Source organism: Vibrio sp. CB1-5, from assembly GCF_059412285.1.
This window is the reverse complement of the sequence record NZ_JBJHPB010000014.1, coordinates 47,702-66,087: the sequence shown is the minus strand read 5'-3', so window position 1 is coordinate 66,087 and position 18,386 is coordinate 47,702. Positions and strand designations below refer to the sequence as shown.

Below are 18,386 nucleotides of genomic sequence, written 5' to 3'. Positions count from 1 at the left end.
ACAGGAGAAAACGTCATGTCTACTATCACCACCCGCTGCCCACACTGCCAAGGTATGAATCGACTACCTGTCGATAGAATCGCCGAATCACCAAACTGTGGTCGTTGCAAGTCACCTCTTCTTGACGGTGCGCCGATTGAAGGCACTTCAGATAACTTCTCAACGTTGTTAAATAGCGAGCAGCCAATTGTGGTCGACTTCTGGGCAACATGGTGCAACCCTTGCGTGGGTTTTGCGCCAGTATTTCAACAAGTTGCGGAAGAACGCCAAGGCGACGTCCGTTTTATCAAAATTGATACCGAAGCACAGCAACAACTCGCCGCGCAGTTTCAAATCCGTAGTATCCCAACCATCATGGTATTTAAAGGCGGTCAAAGAATCGATACCATTAATGGGGCACTACCGAAATCTCAGTTTGATCAATGGCTCAATCAGGCGCTTTTAAAAGGCTAGTTAGACTTCAAAGCTCTCGTCGCCAAAACACCCGTCGCCAAATGCTATTTATCAAAGGTCGGTCTGGTTAATTTTTGCTTACGATAAGCAGAAGGTGAACAGCCGACCTGTTTTGTAAAACGATGGGTAAAATTAAATGGGTCTCGGTAACCTAATCGCTCAGCAATCATTGATACCGACCAATCGTTGTTTTCTAGAAGGTCACAGGCTTTTTCCATCCGCAAGTTGATAAGCCTCGCTCTTGGAGAGACACCATACAGTTGCTTGCAGATCCTCGCCAGTTGCTCCTCGCTTAAATAGGCTTTAGTCGCCATATCTTTTACTGTCCAAGGCAAATGAAGCTGCCCCTCTATCTGTGAAAACAAGGCCTGCACCCTAACGGTCGAGTCATTAGTCTGGGATTCAAATCCTGTGATCAACCGGCACAGTTCACTCACCAGCAGTTTACGGTAACTTGCACGTTCCCCAATCTCTACATACAACAAGGTAATCAGCGCCCAAATTCGCTCGCAACCATGAAAAGGCAGCACCTTTTGACCAATTTTGGCAAATAGAGTCCAGCGATGTGTCGGTTTAGGTAAAAACCAGATCATTCGCCAGTGACGGTACTGAGGGTTTATTTCAAAGCGAAATGACGTGTTGGCAGGCAACACAACGATTGAATAAGGTTCTATCGCTAACACCTCTGTTTCGGTTGTTAGTACCCCTCCCCCCTCAATAGTAAAAAGGATGGTGTGGACGTCCACGCCTTTGCGCTCTACGTGATACCCATCGATTAGGTTAGCCATACCAGCCATAAAAATATCTTCACTCGCAAACTCTGGGACATCACTTGCCGATAAGAATCGCTCATCACAGTGTTCAGACAAATACACTTCGTCCACCCACTCTGCTTTGCTGTTAAATTGCTCAATGACTGATTTGCACAGGTTTTGTCTATTTTTGAACATGGTTTCACAATACCGTTTTTTTTATATTAGCCACGTTTCTACCCAGTCACAGTTCGTGATGTTCTTTTCTCTTTTTCACTTTACTTGGAGGCAGCTATGACAACTCAACACCATCATAAGTCATCTAACTGTGTGGCTTCAAATCAACTCTTGTCCGCCGTTGTAAAACTCGGTTTCCCAGTTGCTATTCAGAGTGCGCTAGTGGCTATTTTGGCACTCGCCGATGTGCTTATGGTGAGTGATATTGGTAAAGAAGCGACCGCAGCAGTGGGAATCGCCTCAAAGTGGCATTTTGTAGCCATTATGATCATGGCAGGCATGGCATCAGCCAATGGTGTGCTTGTTGCTCAGTATTGGGGGCGTGGCGACAAAATTAGCGCAAATACCATTACTCGACTGTCAATGGTCTTCGGTGCCAAATTACTTGTTCCCGTTACATTAGTGATTACGCTGTTCTCTAGCTACATCATGATGCTGCAGACCACGGATGGCCGTGTTATCGAACTGGGAGCCACTTACCTTTGGTATGCATTCCCGGTGCTTATCCTGACACATATTGTGATCGTTGCGGAATCCGCTATGCGTTCCTCAGGCGATGCGGTAACACCACTGGCATTTGGAGCTCTAACCATTGCGATAAACATTGGACTTAACTTTTGGCTAATCAAAGGTGGTTGGGGAGTACCTGCGATGGGCGTAGCCGGGGCGGCTTTGGCAACCACCATTTCTCGGCTGCTACAGGTTATGTTTATCTGGTGCTACTTACATGTGCGCCGTCATTGGTTGATCACCGAACAAGTTCTAGACAACACTACGCGTCTTTGGAACTCCTATAAATCACTCGCCGTTCCAACCACGTTAAACGCAGTGTTGTGGGCAATGGGTACACTCATGTATCAAGTGATTTTTGGCCACATGGGAACGACGGAACTCGCGGTATTTAGCATGATGGGGCCGTTTGAATCGCTATGCTATTCCTTATTCTTCGGGATCTCTGTCGCTTGTTCGATATTACTTGGGCAATCTTTGGGTCGAGACGAGTTTGAACAGGCGTTTAGCATGTCGCAAACCTTCATTAAAGCCGTGTTGGTGTTTGGTCTGATGATTGGCTGTGGGCTCCTGTTGGGGCGTGAAAGCATTCTGTCGTGGCTAAACCTAGATACCGCCGAGCTTTACCCAATCGCCTCTCCAGCAATGGCCATCTTGTGCGGGGCAATTTGGCTGCGAATGCTCAATATGATCATCATTAACGGTATTCTGCGCGCCGGTGGTGACAATAAGTTCTGCTTGCGCATGGACTTCATTGCGATGTGGATGGTGGGTTTACCATTGACAGCAAGCGCCGCTTTTATTCTCGGACTAGATTTCAAATGGGTCTATGCGTGTATGCTATTTGAAGAGGTAGTGAAGTTTTCACTTTGCTTCCATCGTTACCTCAAGCGCTACTGGATGAACAACCTCACCCTTGCTAGCGCTTAGTCAAAGGCTAAAAAAGAGCAAAGCTCTCAACTGCTTTGCTCTCTTAGCCACCTGCCGACACTAGGCCCTCTCGAAGTGCGACAGAAGTTTAGGGTTGATCCTGTCATAACACTCATATTGCATCGCGTGACCTGCGTTTTCAAAGACTTCGAGCTCGGAGTTGCTACCCAATAACGCTTTTACTCGCTCAGCATCTGATAGTGGAATCACTTTATCTTCCTTACCCCATAACAGTAACTTGGGTATCGCAAGTTTCCCTACTTCAACGAAGTCATCCGTTGGATCTCTCGCAATCAAATGACGTCCAGTGCTAATTATCGCTCTTCGAAATCCCTTATACATCATCTGTTCACTGAACTTATCTGCCCAACAAGGAAAGCGCTCGGGCTCCACTAAATCATTCGCCTGATTACTTGGAAGTTTAGGAATGAACAACAGATAACCAAGCCATTTGCCAATGACGGGCAAAGTGAGAGGGCCAATATCCACCGGTTGATTGAAAGGCGCTACATAGCCGACGCTAAGAATTTTACCCGGGTTTTGAGCCACAAAAGCCGAAGTAATTGCCCCACCCATCGACAAACCAACAATATGGAATGACTTATTCGGAGCCAATTGCTGTGTAAGCTGTTCAATTTGATCGACAAACAACTGCTTGTCATATTTAACATTGGGACGTGATGAATAACCGCGACCATACAAATCAAATGTTAAAACCCGATAACCCGCATTAGCGACCACTTTGCGATTATTGTCCCACATATACGAAGGCGCAGAAAAACCATGCACGAACACCACCAAAGGCGCATCTGGCGAGCCTTCTAGTTGATAGTGGATGTGGCCAAACTGAGTTTCGATAAACTGACCGGGTGCTTCCGCACGATGCACCTCATTTAGCGAGTATGTCTCTTTGTTGACCATTAAAGGGAGTAGCGCTAGGAAGCAGAGAATGGCAATCAATGCCACAATTAAAGTCATTGCAAATCTCGGTTTTTAATACGGAACGGTATTGTAGGAAGCCGAGCTTAATTTACTAGATGCAAGGATTTCAAAACCATGAAACAAGGGCATAGTTAATCAAGGCTACTATAAATAATGCCGCCACATTCTGTTGGCGGCATTAGCAAATAAGCAACCAAGCACTTATTACATTAGCCTACGACAGGTAATTGCTCATTTCATGAAGTAGTTTTTCTCGTCTAACAGGCTTTGGTACATAGGCATCCATCCCCGCATCAAAACATTTTTGGATATCGTCATCGACAACACTAGCGGTCAGCGCAATGATGGGCGTTGGCGTCATTCCTTGCTGCTTTTCATAATCTCGGATGTCTTGTGTTGCTTCAAAGCCATCTTTCACTGGCATCATACAATCCATGAGAATGACGTCATAGCGACCGTTACGCTGAAACAGCTCTACCGCTTCCGCTCCATTGTCTGCGATGTCATACTGGTACCCTGCCTTCTCCAAGTGCAAAGAAGCGACTTTCTGGTTAACCAAATTGTCTTCCACTAGCAGAACTTTAGTACTCGATTCAGTGGCAGTTGCATTCGTTAAGGTGCGACTGTCATTCGCAGGTTGAGGCTTTCGCTGACTAAGTTCAGTTTCCACATCAGCCACATTAGCAGTCGCAACATTGAAAGATGTCTCCACATTTTGAGTAGGCACTTGTTGCTCACCTAGTTCCTCTTGTTTCAACTCAATTGCAGTCACAATTTTCTCTTTGAGAATCTCGGCCTTGAATGGCTTAGGGACATAATCGTCCATACCCGAATCGAAGCATTTCTGAATATCATCATCGACCACACTCGCAGTCAAAGCAATAATTGGCGTTCGAGCCAAACCAAGTCGCTGCTCCGTCGCGCGAATGTTTTCTGTCGCTTCAAAGCCATCCATCACTGGCATCATGCAATCCATGAGGATAAAGGTGTAGTTCTGGTTTTGCTCAAACAGCGTTACCGCTTCTTGACCATCATTTGCAATATCATATTCACAACCAATTTTCTTAAGATGCAAGGTCGCCACTTTTTGGTTCACTAGATTGTCTTCGACCAGTAACACGCGAATACGGTTATCAATGCCCGCGTTTTGAGTACTCGTGTATACGCTACCCTGTGCCAATGCTTTACAACAGGCTTCGATGGATTTCAGTAGACGATTTCCAAGCAATGGATAAGTAATCAACGCACAAATATTGCGACCAAAGTCCTTATTAGCACTATCAAATTGTCTGATAAGGCAAATTGCTGTGCCTTGACCGTTGATGTCCGCGAAACGCTTACTGTCTTCCTCAGAAGATGTACCTCCACCATCAACATAGATAAGGATGGTTTTTGAATCCATTTTATCGAGATTTAGCTCAGCTAACGTCTGTGCGACGCTATCTACCGTGATACCATAAAATCCCAAGTCGCGTTTGATTCGCTCCTCGTGGGTGCTTGAGTTACATACTATCACCAGCTCGTCGAAATTAAGCGGGCTGCGATGTTGGTACTCTCTTTCATCAATGGCTAATGGCAACGTGAAGTAAAAACGGCTCCCAACGCCTTTCACTGAGTCCAGTTGAATTTTGCCACCCATAAGCTCGATTAGCTGGGTACTGATCGCAAGCCCGAGTCCCGTCCCGCCAAACTGCCTAGTGGTTGAGTCATCTTCTTGTGCGAACGCTTCAAAGATCTTGGACTGCCTGGCTTTATCAATACCAATCCCGGAGTCTTTCACTTCAAATAGCAAATTGGCCAAATTGTCCGATTCACCATGATACTGCACGCCTATGGTTACGCTGCCTTCCTCGGTAAACTTGACCGCATTGGACATAAAGTTCATCAATACTTGACGCATACGATGGTCATCGGCAAGCACACGGAAAGGTACTTTGGCATCAATATCGACGTTGAGCTCAATCCCTTTTTCTTTCACCTTCGGCGCCACGATCGAGGCAATGTCGTAAATGGTTTCACGGATTGATGTAGAGTGAGGATTGATTTGCAGCATGCCCGACTCAATCTTAGAGAAGTCGAGTATATCGTTGATAAGGCTCAACAATAGATGTGACGATGTCTCGATGGTATCCACATAATCTTTTTGAGTTGCCGTTAAATCAGTATCGGAAAGGACTTCAGAAATACCAATAACACCATTCAATGGGGTTCGAATTTCATGCGACATATTCGCTAAGAAACTGCTTTTCGCTTTACTAGCCTGAATAGCATCTTCTTTGGCTTGCTCCGCATCATCTTTGGCTTCCAGTAATCGTCTTTCACCTTCTCGCCTCTCATGGGTAAGGCGCTCTACCTCTTTTGCAAAACGGCTGAGTTCATCTTTGCCCCCAATTTCTCGGCTCAACGACACCGGCTGCGCTTGATCTTCATCTTTTTGCTCTAGAAACGTGAGAACTAAACCAAGATTTCGTGTCACCCTAAGGGCTAAGCTAATACCAAGAACAATCAACATGATGGTAAGCAATGTCACTGCTGATAGAAATGCAATCCGTTGTTGTTCAAACCCAGTAACCAAGGTTCGAATCTCCTGCCTCAATTGCTCTTCAATCGCTAGGGAGACACCTTGAATTAGATTGGAACGTAGATTCAGAGCATCCAAACCTGCTTTGATTTCAGCACTACTCAAAGTAGCAATACCGTCATTACTTAACAGAATATTTCTAAACAGGCTGCTCTCTTCAAATGCGGGGTTAGAGAATGAATCGAGAAGTAAATTAACTTGCATAGGATCAGCGTTAATCGCGACAAAGCGTTCTACAAACAACTGCTGATTTTGAACTAAGTTGGCTATCTCTTGCTTGCTGTACTGATCCCCTCTTTCACCATCTTGATAGGCTTGAACTAACGCTTCGGTTTGCCAAATTTCTTCATTAGCCCAAAACACTAACCACTCAAGCTGGGACAAAGCGACCATATGCCCATTGACCACCGGCAAAACGCCCTTCGCAGGTGATTGTTCAATAATCATTATAATCTGTTTATAGGTATCAACCTGCCACTCCACCAGCTCTTGCTTTTCTATTAAGTCGACAGCTTCCGCAATGGAAACGACAGTTTCTTGATAGTCATCGAGTAAACTAGATAAACGAACAGCGACGTCTGAAGGAAAGATCTCTGGCCCTAGAGATTTGAGCGTTTGCAACGAGTCATCAATATCGACAAGACCCGATGTTGGTCGAGCGTCATGAGTTTTAGCTTGAATATCGGACAACACTTCCGAATACCTAACCAAGCGCTCTACTTTCTCTAGATCACTAAGCTGGACATTTAGTACGCTTATCTGCCGCGTCGCTAAGTAGACAATAAGTGCCATGGGTAATAGCACCAACAACAGCATCTTTTTCTTTACCGACAGGTTATTCCAAAACTCAAGTTTGTTCATTCCGTTGCCCAACACTTGTTAACACAATAGTTTAGATACAGTAAGTCTAGGAAAACTATTGGTTTAGTCGAGTTAAATGACAAACTAATTTATAAATTGATAGAACTATATGGGTTAGCTCTCATCTTCATCTGCGCCCAATCACGCTTGCTCAGGGTCAAGAGACCGATTTAGCTGTGTTAATAGCTCGTCTAACTTGGCAAGAGGGAGTGCTAGGGAGTTAGGGTCTGTTAGCTGTGCTGTCGTTTCTACAAGTTCACGTATCGTAGCGAGTTGCTCGCACAGTGCGTTGAAGAGACCGCAGCTCTTATCAACTTGGTTCTCTAGGGCTTCAAGCGATGCTTGGGCAATTCGATACGGTTCTTTTACCAGTTCACTCAGTGGTTCAGAAAAGACACCAGCCACCGCTCCCTGAAGGTAGACTCGATAAATCGTCAATCTATCAAACAGAACAAAGAGTTCTCCTTGGGCTTCCTTGTGAGGATACGGCACAAACACATGCTGATGTGGATCATACGATAGTTTAATAGCAAGTCCTGCTTGTTGGCAGCACTGTATTAAGTACTTTAGCAATCCTTGCTGATCAAGCAGTCGCTGCACGGTGAAAACTCGATAGAGATGGTAGTCGTTAGAGAGAAGCGTGACGTCAATAGGACGACTGCCTGGAGGCACTATCCCGCTTTCTGTCAGTTCTTTTGCCAGTAGTTGAATATTTTCGACGGTATTCGTCGACGCATCTTCAACTAAAATAGCGCCAATACCTTGAATGTCGATTTCAGTCACAAGACCTTGAAAGTGTTCAAGCATTGCCGCAGCTTCAGAGCGCGACTGTCCTTCGGTTATGCCACCGCAAAAAGCAACAATGGTAGTTGACATATCTTGGTGTTTAACAATGTCGGCAAGGGCTTCAATACGAGATACGCCCTCTAGAGTTAACGTGTCCTGATTGAGGCGCTTGCCGAGCACGATAAGTAAGTTATCGAATTCCTTTTCACTTACCATTTCAATTTAAACGATTTCCCATGAGTGGGTCATGGTGACGCCTTCAGCGAGCATAAGACACACTGAGCAATATTTTTCTAGCGAGTCCTTTGTGACTTTCTCGACCAATGCTTCATCGAGCTGATTGCCTGACACGACAAAATGGATATTCACTGAAGTGAAAATACGTGGGGCAGTCTCACGGCGCTCTGTCGTCAATTTAGCAGTACAAGCGGTAACATCTTGATTTGCCGATTTAAGACCATCGACCACATCTACTGAGCTACAACCACCAGCTGCCATCAACACCATCTCCATCGGGCTTGGTGCCGTTTCGCCGCCGCTACCGTCCATGACGATAGAATGACCTGACTGAGATTGACCTAAAAACTTGAATCCTTCGATCCATTTCACTTCCGCTTGCATATAAACCTCTGCATGGTAATTGGGAAAGACGGCAAAGATAGTAACCCGACACGTTGTGAATTTGAAAGTTTTTGCGCGTTTGTTGTGTCTTATTAAGAAATTAGACCACCACGTCTTAGGAGTAACTATGACAAACTTAGCCAAACTACTTCTTTCACTCGTTGTTGCGGTACCAGCGCTGTTTGCCCTCACTAGCCATTCTGGCATGGCAAATAGCCAAAAGGCGAATGCTGCAGCGCCGCAAGTCGCAACTTTAGCAGGCGGCTGTTTTTGGTGCACCGAGTCAGACCTTGAACAGCTAGACGGAGTAGTCGATGTTGTCTCCGGTTATGCGGGTGGGACATTGGAAAAGCCGACCTACCGACAAGTTGCCAGTGGACAGACGGAGCACATTGAAGTCATTCAGGTAACGTTTGATGCTGATGTCGTCAGCTACGAGCAAGTACTCGACCATTTCTTTAGGCATATTGACCCAACAGACGACAAGGGGTCGTTCGTAGATAGAGGCGCGCAATATCGACCGGCCGTTTTCTACCATAACGATCAGCAGAAAGCGGTGGCTCAATCATTTATGGCTGAGATCGATGCCCTTGGTGTTTACAAAAAACCGCTCGCGACAGAGCTGATTGAATATACAACGTTTTGGCCAGCTGAGGATTACCATCAGGACTATTACAAAAATAGCAGCCTGAAATACAAGTACTATCGCTACAACTCAGGCAGAGATCAGTATTTGGATGACATCTTTGGTGACGACCGCAAGGACAAGCCTGTCACCCTTAGGCAGATGATCGATGGTGCCAACCAACCTGCAGCAAAAGTGTACGTTCGCCCTGGAGACAAAGACATTAAGGAGGCACTGACGCCATTACAATTTTACGTGACTCAGGAAGATGGTACCGAAAGACCTTTTGATAACACATATTGGGATAACAAAGAGGACGGAATTTATGTCGATGTCGTAACAGGAGAGCCACTGTTTTCTTCCACTGACAAGTACAAGTCTGGTACCGGTTGGCCTAGTTTCACTAAACCTATCGACGAACGTTACATTGTCACTACAACAGACTATAAGCTTCTTTATCCAAGGACTGAAGTTCGTAGCAAGTTTGGAGATTCACACCTTGGACACGTATTTAAAGATGGCCCTGCTCCAACGGGCCTACGCTACTGTATGAACTCTGCCGCGTTGCGATTTGTACCGAAAAAGCTTCTCGCGCAGCAAGGTTATGAAGAGTTCCTACCTTTGTTCGACAAGTAAGTTTGGTAACGCGTACCTATGCTGCAAGCGCGGAGCTAACATTAAAACTTGAACGCACGCGACATCGATGATCCTTCCAGATGTCGCGTTTCTTTATCTGCGGTATACAAATGATTACTATGAAAAATACCCACAATCGCTGATAATTAACCTATTGATTATTAACAAGTGTCGTTTCAATGAACGGTTCAATGGAATTCTTACAGCGCTACGTCGAATCATTTGGCTATGATTGGCTTAGCAATGTTCTGCTCATCACCGCTGGCAGTTTTGTGCTTTGGCTAGCCTGGCGTGTTATCTATGGTCGCTTAGAAGCGATTACCGCGAGAACCCAACTGGCGTGGGATGACCTCGTGATACGAGCTGTCAAAACGCCAGTCAGCACACTTATTTGGGTTTGGCCTGCTACCGTCTCAATTGGGCTCATTGTCGCTTCACACTCAGATAGAGACACTATATGGCTTGGTAAGATTGACCTTATCCTAGTCATCACCACCTTTATCTGGATATCACTGCGTCTGATTCAAAATGTCGAAGAGTATGTTTTAGAGCAGAAAAAGCGCGACGAGACGACAGTACAAGCCATTGCTAAAGTTGCTCGACTCTTTTTCGTCACCATCGGTATTCTCACCATCATGCAAGCGCTGGGCCTGAGCCTCTCAGGTCTGCTTACGTTCGGTGGTGTCGGTGGTTTGATTGTCGGTTTGGCCGCTAAAGATCTGCTGTCCAACTTTTTCGGCGGTATGATGATTTACTTCGACCGCCCATTTAAAGTCGGCGACTGGATCCGCTCTCCAGATCGCGCCATTGAGGGTACTGTTGAGCGCATTGGCTGGCGTATGACGATTATCCGTACATTTGATAGAAGACCGCTTTACGTACCAAACTCCGTATTCAGTAATATCGTCGTTGAAAACCCGTCCCGCATGTTAAACCGCCGTATCTACGAGAAGATTGGCCTGCGTTACGATGACGGCGACAAGATGGAAGCCATTGTCGACGACGTAAAGAAAATGCTTGAAAGCCACAAAGACATCGATAGTCGCCAGACCTTGATGGTTAACTTTGACACCTTTGGTCCATCATCACTCAACTTTTTTATCTATACCTTCACTAAGACAGTGAACTGGGCACGATACCATGAAGTGAAGCAAGACGTACTGCTGCAAGTGATGGAGATAATAAAGAGTCATGGCGCAGATATCGCCTACCCTACGCAAACACTCAAGATCGACCCTGTTGTCATGGCAAATGACGAGGCTCAATCTAAGCACATTATTCAGCCGTAACCTGGCGAAATCGAAAAAGGGCTCATTCGAGCCCTTTTTGCTATTCGAAGTATAAAAACTATCGAAGTATAAAACCTATCTAAGCGTAAACTTAAGTTAAATCACACCTAGCTCACGCAAACGCTCCATAAGGTAGCTGTTCGCAGTGTATTTTTCTGAAAGCACCACGTCCGGTTTAGGGTGTAAAAACAGTGGTAGCGAAATACGTGACGTTTCCTGTTTTTCTCCCGTCGGATTGATTACACGGTGCGTAGTAGAAGGAAAATACCCACCGCTCGCTTCTTGAAGCATATCGCCGATATTGATGATGAGATTACCAAAATCGCAAGGAACGTCTAACCATTGACCCTCTTTGCTTAGCACTTGTAGTCCTGGCTGATTGGCGGCAGGTAGAACGGTTAGAAGGTTAATATCCTCATGGGCAGCCGCGCGAATAGCTCCTGGCTCTTCATCCCCAGTCATTGGTGGGTAATGCAGAACGCGAAGCAGCGTCTTCTCGCTGCCATTGATCATTTCTGACAGAGCAATAGAGAACTTTTCTTGTACTTCCACTGGCGCGTGCGCCTCTACCCAGCCCAGTAACTCTTTGGCAAAGCTGTTTGCTTTATCATAGTAATCAAGAATTTGATCACGCAACTCTGGTGGGATCTGACCCCAAGGGTATACGTGAAAGTACTCTTTAATGTCTTTAACGCTGTGGCCTTTTGCTACTTCCGACACCGTTGGCGGAAAGTAGCCATCTTGCGTTTCTACATTAAACTGGTAGTCGTTTTTCTTTTCCGACATAAAAAACTGGTACCAATTTTCGTAAATAGACTCAACAAGCTGCTGGGGAATTGGGTGGTTTTTGAGCACGCCAAACCCTGTTTCGCGTAGCGATGTGACAAATTGCTCTGCGGCATCTGCCGCTTGATAATCGACGGTTTCTAATTTCATGACTTTACTTTCTTATCGTTATGGTGCGACGCAGATGTTAAAAAAAAGTGCGACCTTTTACAAAGATTCTCATGTCACAGTCTGTCATCGAGTTACTCTTTTGTGCACTAGATCGCCAATTAAACATAATTAGCAATTGAACAGCGTTTTATTACACCTATACTAAGCTTACTCCATTCTGTATAGATAAGTTGAACGCATGAATTATCAAAGCTCGACCCGTTTTTGCCCTAGCCTTACCTTGCTTAGCGGACTCTACACCCTAGTGTTTCTATTCTCAGCAATCGCACCGAGCTCACGGGCGGTGTGGGTCGCCGAAATTATTCCTGCGGTGGGTATTCTTGTCTGTATTTGGTTGGTCTCAAGAACGTTTAAGTTCTCTAAACTGGCTTACTTACTGATGTTCATTTGGCTGTCACTACACACTATAGGCGCCAAATACACCTTTGCAGAAGTACCTTTTGACTGGTTCAATCAGTTAATTGGCTCAGAGCGTAACAACTTTGATCGTGTCGCCCACTTTTCCATTGGTCTGTATGCGTTTCCTATTGCCGAATATGTCTACCGCACTCGCGTTATGAACAAACTGCCTTCCATAATGTTTGCCCTCTTCGCCATCATGAGTTTGGCGGCGGCTTATGAGATTATTGAATGGTGGTACGCCGCGCTCGCTGGCGGCGATGAAGGGATTGCGTTCTTAGGCTCGCAAGGGGATATTTGGGACGCACAAAAAGATATGCTTTGTGACACGCTCGGAGCCATAACTGCGTTAATCTTGTTTTGGCTGACTTCGCCGACTAGGGATTAACGTGCTGCTTAAGCCAATTGAGGTAAGGTCGATAGCCTGCCTCAATCGGTAGTGCGACCACTTGTGGTACTTCGTAATCATGATTGGCCACAATCGTACGCTCAAGCCTTGAATAAGCCTCGTTCGTGGATTTGATGATCAACAACACTTCTTCATCACAGCACAGTTTTCCGTCCCAAACATAGTTACTCTCAATCTGCTGGGTTTGAATACAGGCCGCAAGGCGCGATTCCAGCAAAACTTTAATCAAGCGTTCTGCTTGCTGCTTCGACCCGACTGTTGTGAGTACCGTAATAGCGTTTGATTTCATCAAATCCTTCCTATTTCATCCGTACTTTGCCACCAATCATTTTGATTGATGGCGCTCCTCGTATTAGCATTTCTCTACCAAAAACAGTGTCGCATTCTGGGCAAATACCAACGGCTTTCGTATGGTCTTCGGTAATGCGCTCTTTGAAGCATTTTACCAAGGAACCTTTGCCGCCCTTTCTGTAGCGATACAATCTAAAACCACATTTGGCACAGAAAATATCTACCGCTTTGGTGGGCAGCTTTTTATTCGGTTTTGCCATGACTACTCAGACACCTCTTGGTTGTCTGGCTTCACCCATACCTTACTAAAATCAAACCAACCAAGCGCGTTACATTTTGCGTTTTGCAAGCTACCACAATGATCTTTGCTAATGCCCAGCCAGCAATGGAACAGAGGTATCACTTGAGCATGCTGCACCAATTGCTTTCCAATTTCTTGTGCTGGGAACTTGGTGTCGGCTTGACTTAACCACCCGGTCACAAGTGCACGCCAACCAGAAAATTCCTCGGGCTTAGCCATTTTCTCAATATCACTGTAATCGAGCAACCAACCTGCAAGGGCATCTTCTCGATTGCTGGCAATACCCATTGGACGGATCCAAATGTCAACATCATGAAAGTCTGGCGCATCAACTCCATAACGAATAAATTTAGCGCGTATCCCATCCTGCTTTAACAAGGCATCAATAGCTACCGAGATTTCTGGGAACGTGGGATGCTCCGCATAATACGCTATGCGGATTTCGCCATCCAACTCATCTACTGTGAGGTTGGCTTCTATGTCCGTCACATCGCTGTCGTCGACTGGAGTGGCCATTGGTTGATGATACCAACCAGGCTTCATACCGTGAGCGGGAATCATACCCAGCTCTTTAATCGTATCTTCTGGTAGCTTTCGAAAAATCGCTAAAGAGTTTAATTGTTTGGTGAGATAACGTGCCCACCTATCGTGTTTGGCTACGCCTGAGACTCGATTCAACAACAAATAAGTGCAGCCAGGATCGAGGTCGATCCCATCTTGAATGTCAGAACGAGCACCAGCGATAGGATCGGCAAGACTCGGAAAAACCATCGTCGAGTGGACTTCATCAATCACCCATACTTCAACCGTATCAAGCAGTGGTCGATAGCCAAAATAGCCATCAAAAGCCGTTAAGATAAGACGTTTGTCGTTGTTAGTAGTCACGGAATAAGGCCCGGTACCGATTGGGTACCGGTCGAAGTCATCCCCTCGCATTGATTCTGGCGGCAATATCTTCGCCATATTCTCTGCAAACAACTGGGGGGCACGATGATCTGGCTGAATGAAACTCACATCGATCACCCAAGGTGAAGGTGACACTACCTGGCTTAAGTGCTGGAACAAATTGGCAGATTTAAGGGACTCAATACTGCTGATAATATGTTCGAGCTTAAGTAATTCCCCATTGTGAAACCGCACACCCGGACGAATGTAAAATCGCCACTCAGTCTCACTGACTTGCTGCCAATGGTGCGCAAGGTCTGGCTGGAGTTCATCGTTTTCATCAAACTTGGTAAGGCCGCTAAATACCTGGCGTGCAATGTGAATTTCTGAGCGACGCATCGGTTTTTTCGGGTTAAGCATGGATAACGGACGATAGTACGGCAAACGAATGACCTGCTTACCATCCGCTTGAGAGACCCCCAAATAACTTTGGATCACGCTTGATAAACGATTCGCATCTTTATCAAGTACGTTGAGCGCGTGACCAATGCGGCCTTCTTCCAAATAACGACGCGCCAGAGTTTCACTCACATCGTTACGATTTTGTTTAAAAATCAGTTTTGAGAGTTTGCCGCGCCCTGCAGCAGGGTGCCACTCGATCCACCCCTCTTCTTCGAGTTTGTTTAAGACAATTCGAGCATTACGACGGGTGCAAAACAAAATACCAGTGACGTCATCAAGCTGAGTATCAGCATTTTCACCAGAGAAATGTTCAAACAAGATTTCGAATTGCTTGCGAAGACGAGGGCTGCTCATAAAGAGGAAATTCCATTAATGCTTTTGCCATTAAGTTTCCTCTTTATAAACATAATTAGCAAGTTACACGCGCATGATCTTGATGCTACATGCCTCAGAAATCGCCTTTACTTGAGATTCATCATCCAGTTTGATCGACCACTTACATTCTGAGGCATTTGCGGACAGGATACAGGCTGGCAAAATAAGCTGAAGCGCGTCTACTTGAGACTGCAAAGTGATTTGCCCCACTAGATAGCGAACCACAACTTCATGCGGTGTCGCAATCACCTTGCCCGAGGAAAAATCAATAACCATTACTTTCCCTTTTTATGCTTTTTCACGGCAATCGTCAGGCGGCTGGTACACACCAAACGTTGCTTTTCATCGGTAATATCGATTTGCCAAACCTGCGTAGAAACGCCAAGGTGCATGGGTTTCGCGGTACCAATGACATACCCAGTACGCATCGCTCTGATATGGTTAGCATTGATGTCTAAACCAACACAATAATGGTCATCGTCAACGCAAAAATTAGCCGCTAACGAACCAAGCGTCTCTGCCAGTACCACAGACGCGCCACCATGCAACATACCCAAAGGTTGATGAGTAAAGCTGCACACTGGCATGGTTGCCGACAAGGTACTGTCGCTAAAGTCCGTGTATTCGATTTGAAGATGCTCCATAAGCGTATTCTTAGATGTGCGATTCAGCGCCTCCAAAGAAATATTCTTCTTCCAAATACTCATCGATAAATCCTATACTTAGCTGATTGAATGATAGGAATGATGCCTTCAGTCACTCAGAAAGGCAAACATCTCACAAGGACAAGGGAGTCTTCACCATGAAACGTTGGACAAAGGTGTGCTGCAGCGCTGCCATTACCGTCGCTATTGCAGCTTGTTCGTCGTCTCCAACTGGACGTAACCAGATCATACTTTTCTCAGACGCTCAAATGAGCGACCTCGGTGCTCAGTCGTTCGAGCAAATGAAGAAAGAGCTAAAAATCAGCAACAACGAACAAGTCAATGAATACGTGCAATGTGTAGCGAAAGCCATCACTGATCATGTCCCTCCGCAACCCGAGTTTTCTCAATGGGAAGTTGTCGTTTTCGACTCTGACCAAGTGAATGCGTTTGCTCTGCCTGGTGGTAAAATTGGCGTTTATACCGGGTTATTAGATGTTGCGGTAAATCAAGACCAGTTAGCCACCGTTATTGGCCACGAAGTGGCTCACGTTCTGGCTGATCACAGCAACGAACGTTTGTCACAATCTCAGCTCGCCAATGCTGGCCTTCAAGTAACAAGCGTAGCGCTTGGCGGCTCCCAGTATAAAGATGTCACGATGGCAGCTCTTGGCGTGGGTGTTCAGTATGGCGTGATTTTACCTTATGGACGTACTCAAGAGTCAGAAGCCGATATCGTTGGTCTAGAGCTCATGGCGAAAAGCGGCTTTGACCCATTCCAAAGTATTGAACTTTGGAAAAACATGGCGAAAGCATCCGGAGGAAACCAACCACCGGAGCTTCTCTCTACTCACCCATCTCACGATACGCGCATTTCAGATTTGAAAACCAAAGCGGATCAACTCCCTGAATACGACATTTCACACCCGACCTGTAAAAAAGCCTAAACTTGATTTACGCCGGATGCTCCCTATCCGGCGGTTCTTTCTTTTTGTGAACCCCTCCTGCTTTTCCTTAATGCAACTAGCATCACAGTGCGCGCCTGTATCATTTTTGAGCATTTCTTCTTTTAATTTACTTAGTTGTTACATATAGTTAACAACAGGTCTGACAAGTCGCACTACATAGTCACTCAAAGATGCGACAGTTCAGATCCCCTACATTTATGAAAGGACGACTAAATGAAAAGAAGAATGCTGCTGACACCAATAGCGCTCGCTGTTGCTGCTCCCACCGTCTTTGCTGCTGGATTTCAGGCAAACGAACACTCCGCATCCGGTCTCGGACGCGCCTTTTCCGGTGAAGGTGCGGTTGCTGATAATGCGAGTGTGTTAGCTCGCAACCCTGCGGCAATGACGTTGTTTGATACTGCACAGTTCTCCGGTGCCATTTCAGTGGTGGATCCGCAGGTTGATGTGACACAAACCTCCCCTATTAATCAAACCTCTAAAGACGTTGCACCAACCCAACTCGTGCCAGGTGCTTATTACATCAGCCCTATTAATGAAAATTGGGCATGGGGACTTGGTTTATTTACCAACTACGGCGTTGCGACTGACTATCCAGATGGCATTTACGCTGGTGATCTCGCGGGTGACACCTCTCTTATTACCGTCAGTCTTAACCCTAATATCGCCTATCGTATTAACGAATCATTTTCTGTAGGTGCTGGCGTGAATCTGACTCATGCTGAAGCTGAACTCACCCGTCATAAAGGCGGTCTAGCACCAGCATTTGGCGGAGGTAACCCAAGCGACAAACTTATCGGCCTAAAAGGCGATACATTTGGCTACGGTTGGAACATTGGCGCACTGTATGAAATTAACCAAAACAATCGCCTTGCACTTACTTACCGCTCCACCGTTGACCTAGAGTTCAAGGATGGTGAATTCTCGAGCTACGATTCAGGCATCGCGACCAAACCAACCGTAGATGGGCGCTTAGATGTCACCTTACCCTCCATTTGGGAGCTATCTGGCTATCACAAATTCGCTGAGAAATGGGCGCTTCATTACAGTTGGTTTAGAACCGAATGGAGCAGCTTTAAAGAACTAAAAGCAACCTCACCTGATTGTAACGATGGCACAGCTGGGCAGTGTTTCTATAAGAAGGAAGACTATAACGACAACGATCGTTACTCGCTTGGCTTTACCCATTATCTAAACCAAGACTGGACACTTCGAGCAGGCTTCGCGCTTGATCAGCAAGCTGGTAAAACCACATTAAGCATCCCAGATACCGACCGTTATTGGTATTCCGCTGGGTTTACCTATCAGTGGAGCCCTAACCTATCGTTTGATGCTGGCCTTACGTACATCCATGGTAAACCTGGCTCGTTCACTGAAGAGAACGCAGCTGGTGAAGTGCTTACGTTCGATGCCTCGTCATCTGCCGCTATTGGTGCACTCCAAGTCAACTATGTATTCAATTAATGGCCAGA

18 protein-coding genes are annotated in these 18,386 nt (G+C 45.9%); 7 read left to right on the top strand and 11 right to left on the bottom strand.

Annotated elements, in window-relative coordinates; all coding sequences use genetic code 11:
* The first annotated feature begins 15 nt into the window (after positions 1-15).
* Positions 16-453, top strand: coding sequence for a thioredoxin TrxC (gene trxC, locus ACJB0T_RS11835; protein WP_112478008.1), 438 nt, complete (start codon positions 16-18; stop codon positions 451-453).
* Positions 454-497: 44 nt separating this feature from the next.
* Here the strand turns inward: trxC and ACJB0T_RS11830 are convergent, their stop codons facing one another.
* Positions 498-1,403 (bottom strand): helix-turn-helix transcriptional regulator, encoded by a 906-nt coding sequence (locus ACJB0T_RS11830; protein ID WP_479293531.1) that lies wholly within the window; start codon positions 1,401-1,403, stop codon positions 498-500.
* Positions 1,404-1,499: 96 nt separating this feature from the next.
* Between ACJB0T_RS11830 and ACJB0T_RS11825 the strand changes: the two genes are divergently transcribed.
* Positions 1,500-2,882, top strand: a complete 1,383-nt coding sequence (locus ACJB0T_RS11825) for an MATE family efflux transporter (RefSeq protein WP_479293533.1) — start codon at positions 1,500-1,502, stop codon at positions 2,880-2,882.
* A gap of 60 nt (positions 2,883-2,942) precedes the next feature.
* Here the strand turns inward: ACJB0T_RS11825 and ACJB0T_RS11820 are convergent, their stop codons facing one another.
* The 4 genes from ACJB0T_RS11820 to ACJB0T_RS11805 all read right to left on the bottom strand — a co-directional run bounded on the left by ACJB0T_RS11820 (position 2,943) and on the right by ACJB0T_RS11805 (position 8,673).
* Positions 2,943-3,860, bottom strand: coding sequence for an alpha/beta fold hydrolase (locus ACJB0T_RS11820; protein WP_479293535.1), 918 nt, complete (start codon positions 3,858-3,860; stop codon positions 2,943-2,945).
* Positions 3,861-4,038: 178 nt separating this feature from the next.
* Positions 4,039-7,266, bottom strand: a complete 3,228-nt coding sequence (locus ACJB0T_RS11815) for a response regulator (RefSeq protein ID WP_479293537.1) — start codon at positions 7,264-7,266, stop codon at positions 4,039-4,041.
* A 141-nt stretch (positions 7,267-7,407) separates the two neighbouring features.
* Positions 7,408-8,268: a YdcF family protein gene (locus tag ACJB0T_RS11810; RefSeq protein WP_479293539.1), complete on the bottom strand. Its 861-nt coding sequence runs from the start codon at positions 8,266-8,268 to the stop codon at positions 7,408-7,410.
* Between the two features lie 6 nt (positions 8,269-8,274).
* Positions 8,275-8,673 carry an OsmC family protein gene (locus tag ACJB0T_RS11805; RefSeq protein ID WP_479293541.1) on the bottom strand — a complete coding sequence of 133 codons (399 nt, stop codon included), beginning with the start codon at positions 8,671-8,673 and terminating at the stop codon, positions 8,275-8,277.
* Between the two features lie 127 nt (positions 8,674-8,800).
* Between ACJB0T_RS11805 and msrB the strand changes: the two genes are divergently transcribed.
* Both msrB and ACJB0T_RS11795 read left to right on the top strand, forming a co-directional pair.
* On the top strand, positions 8,801-9,934 hold the full coding sequence (msrB, locus tag ACJB0T_RS11800) for a peptide-methionine (R)-S-oxide reductase MsrB (RefSeq protein WP_479293544.1): 1,134 nt from the start codon (positions 8,801-8,803) through the stop codon (positions 9,932-9,934).
* Positions 9,935-10,125: 191 nt separating this feature from the next.
* A complete protein-coding gene (locus ACJB0T_RS11795; RefSeq protein ID WP_479293546.1) occupies positions 10,126-11,223 on the top strand; it encodes a mechanosensitive ion channel family protein in 1,098 nt (365 codons plus the stop codon).
* Positions 11,224-11,319: 96 nt separating this feature from the next.
* On the opposite strand, the gene ACJB0T_RS11790 is transcribed toward ACJB0T_RS11795, so the two are convergent.
* Positions 11,320-12,159 (bottom strand): isopenicillin N synthase family dioxygenase, encoded by an 840-nt coding sequence (locus ACJB0T_RS11790; protein ID WP_479293548.1) that lies wholly within the window; start codon positions 12,157-12,159, stop codon positions 11,320-11,322.
* A 199-nt stretch (positions 12,160-12,358) separates the two neighbouring features.
* Between ACJB0T_RS11790 and ACJB0T_RS11785 the strand changes: the two genes are divergently transcribed.
* A complete protein-coding gene (locus ACJB0T_RS11785; protein ID WP_479293550.1) occupies positions 12,359-12,967 on the top strand; it encodes a DUF2238 domain-containing protein in 609 nt (202 codons plus the stop codon).
* Here the strand turns inward: ACJB0T_RS11785 and cutA are convergent.
* The 5 genes from cutA to ACJB0T_RS11760 form a co-directional block, all read right to left on the bottom strand.
* Entirely contained in the window at positions 12,957-13,277 is a 321-nt protein-coding gene (gene cutA, locus ACJB0T_RS11780; protein ID WP_479293553.1) for a divalent-cation tolerance protein CutA, read from the bottom strand. The two genes, ACJB0T_RS11785 and cutA, sit on opposite strands and share 11 nt — an antisense overlap.
* A gap of 10 nt (positions 13,278-13,287) precedes the next feature.
* On the bottom strand, positions 13,288-13,539 hold the full coding sequence (locus ACJB0T_RS11775; protein ID WP_479293555.1) for a hypothetical protein: 252 nt from the start codon (positions 13,537-13,539) through the stop codon (positions 13,288-13,290).
* A gap of 2 nt (positions 13,540-13,541) precedes the next feature.
* Positions 13,542-15,281, bottom strand: a complete 1,740-nt coding sequence (locus ACJB0T_RS11770; protein ID WP_479293557.1) for an SgrR family transcriptional regulator — start codon at positions 15,279-15,281, stop codon at positions 13,542-13,544.
* Positions 15,282-15,344: 63 nt separating this feature from the next.
* Complete coding sequence (locus ACJB0T_RS11765; RefSeq protein ID WP_479293559.1) at positions 15,345-15,578, bottom strand: DUF3389 family protein; 234 nt, start codon at positions 15,576-15,578, stop codon at positions 15,345-15,347.
* On the bottom strand, positions 15,578-16,009 hold the full coding sequence (locus tag ACJB0T_RS11760) for a hotdog fold thioesterase (protein ID WP_479293561.1): 432 nt from the start codon (positions 16,007-16,009) through the stop codon (positions 15,578-15,580). The genes ACJB0T_RS11765 and ACJB0T_RS11760 overlap by 1 nt, the downstream gene beginning before the upstream one ends.
* Positions 16,010-16,104: 95 nt before the next feature.
* Between ACJB0T_RS11760 and ACJB0T_RS11755 the strand changes: the two genes are divergently transcribed.
* A complete protein-coding gene (locus ACJB0T_RS11755; RefSeq protein WP_479293563.1) occupies positions 16,105-16,893 on the top strand; it encodes a M48 family metallopeptidase in 789 nt (262 codons plus the stop codon).
* Positions 16,894-17,127: 234 nt separating this feature from the next.
* Positions 17,128-18,378, top strand: a complete 1,251-nt coding sequence (locus ACJB0T_RS11750; protein ID WP_479293565.1) for an outer membrane protein transport protein — start codon at positions 17,128-17,130, stop codon at positions 18,376-18,378.
* The last annotated feature ends 8 nt before the right edge of the window (positions 18,379-18,386 follow it).

Excerpts from the sequence above, each read along its gene's own strand:
- trxC (WP_112478008.1), top strand. The coding sequence starts at position 16 with ATGTCTACTATCACCACCCGCTGCCCACACTGCCAAGGTATGAATCGA.
- ACJB0T_RS11830 (WP_479293531.1), bottom strand. The coding sequence starts at position 1,403 with ATGTTCAAAAATAGACAAAACCTGTGCAAATCAGTCATTGAGCAATTT.
- ACJB0T_RS11825 (WP_479293533.1), top strand. The coding sequence starts at position 1,500 with ATGACAACTCAACACCATCATAAGTCATCTAACTGTGTGGCTTCAAAT.
- ACJB0T_RS11820 (WP_479293535.1), bottom strand. The coding sequence starts at position 3,860 with ATGACTTTAATTGTGGCATTGATTGCCATTCTCTGCTTCCTAGCGCTA.
- ACJB0T_RS11815 (WP_479293537.1), bottom strand. The coding sequence starts at position 7,266 with ATGAACAAACTTGAGTTTTGGAATAACCTGTCGGTAAAGAAAAAGATG.
- ACJB0T_RS11810 (WP_479293539.1), bottom strand. The coding sequence starts at position 8,268 with ATGGTAAGTGAAAAGGAATTCGATAACTTACTTATCGTGCTCGGCAAG.
- ACJB0T_RS11805 (WP_479293541.1), bottom strand. The coding sequence starts at position 8,673 with ATGCAAGCGGAAGTGAAATGGATCGAAGGATTCAAGTTTTTAGGTCAA.
- msrB (WP_479293544.1), top strand. The coding sequence starts at position 8,801 with ATGACAAACTTAGCCAAACTACTTCTTTCACTCGTTGTTGCGGTACCA.
- ACJB0T_RS11795 (WP_479293546.1), top strand. The coding sequence starts at position 10,126 with ATGGAATTCTTACAGCGCTACGTCGAATCATTTGGCTATGATTGGCTT.
- ACJB0T_RS11790 (WP_479293548.1), bottom strand. The coding sequence starts at position 12,159 with ATGAAATTAGAAACCGTCGATTATCAAGCGGCAGATGCCGCAGAGCAA.
- ACJB0T_RS11785 (WP_479293550.1), top strand. The coding sequence starts at position 12,359 with ATGAATTATCAAAGCTCGACCCGTTTTTGCCCTAGCCTTACCTTGCTT.
- cutA (WP_479293553.1), bottom strand. The coding sequence starts at position 13,277 with ATGAAATCAAACGCTATTACGGTACTCACAACAGTCGGGTCGAAGCAG.
- ACJB0T_RS11775 (WP_479293555.1), bottom strand. The coding sequence starts at position 13,539 with ATGGCAAAACCGAATAAAAAGCTGCCCACCAAAGCGGTAGATATTTTC.
- ACJB0T_RS11770 (WP_479293557.1), bottom strand. The coding sequence starts at position 15,281 with ATGAGCAGCCCTCGTCTTCGCAAGCAATTCGAAATCTTGTTTGAACAT.
- ACJB0T_RS11765 (WP_479293559.1), bottom strand. The coding sequence starts at position 15,578 with ATGGTTATTGATTTTTCCTCGGGCAAGGTGATTGCGACACCGCATGAA.
- ACJB0T_RS11760 (WP_479293561.1), bottom strand. The coding sequence starts at position 16,009 with ATGAGTATTTGGAAGAAGAATATTTCTTTGGAGGCGCTGAATCGCACA.
- ACJB0T_RS11755 (WP_479293563.1), top strand. The coding sequence starts at position 16,105 with ATGAAACGTTGGACAAAGGTGTGCTGCAGCGCTGCCATTACCGTCGCT.
- ACJB0T_RS11750 (WP_479293565.1), top strand. The coding sequence starts at position 17,128 with ATGAAAAGAAGAATGCTGCTGACACCAATAGCGCTCGCTGTTGCTGCT.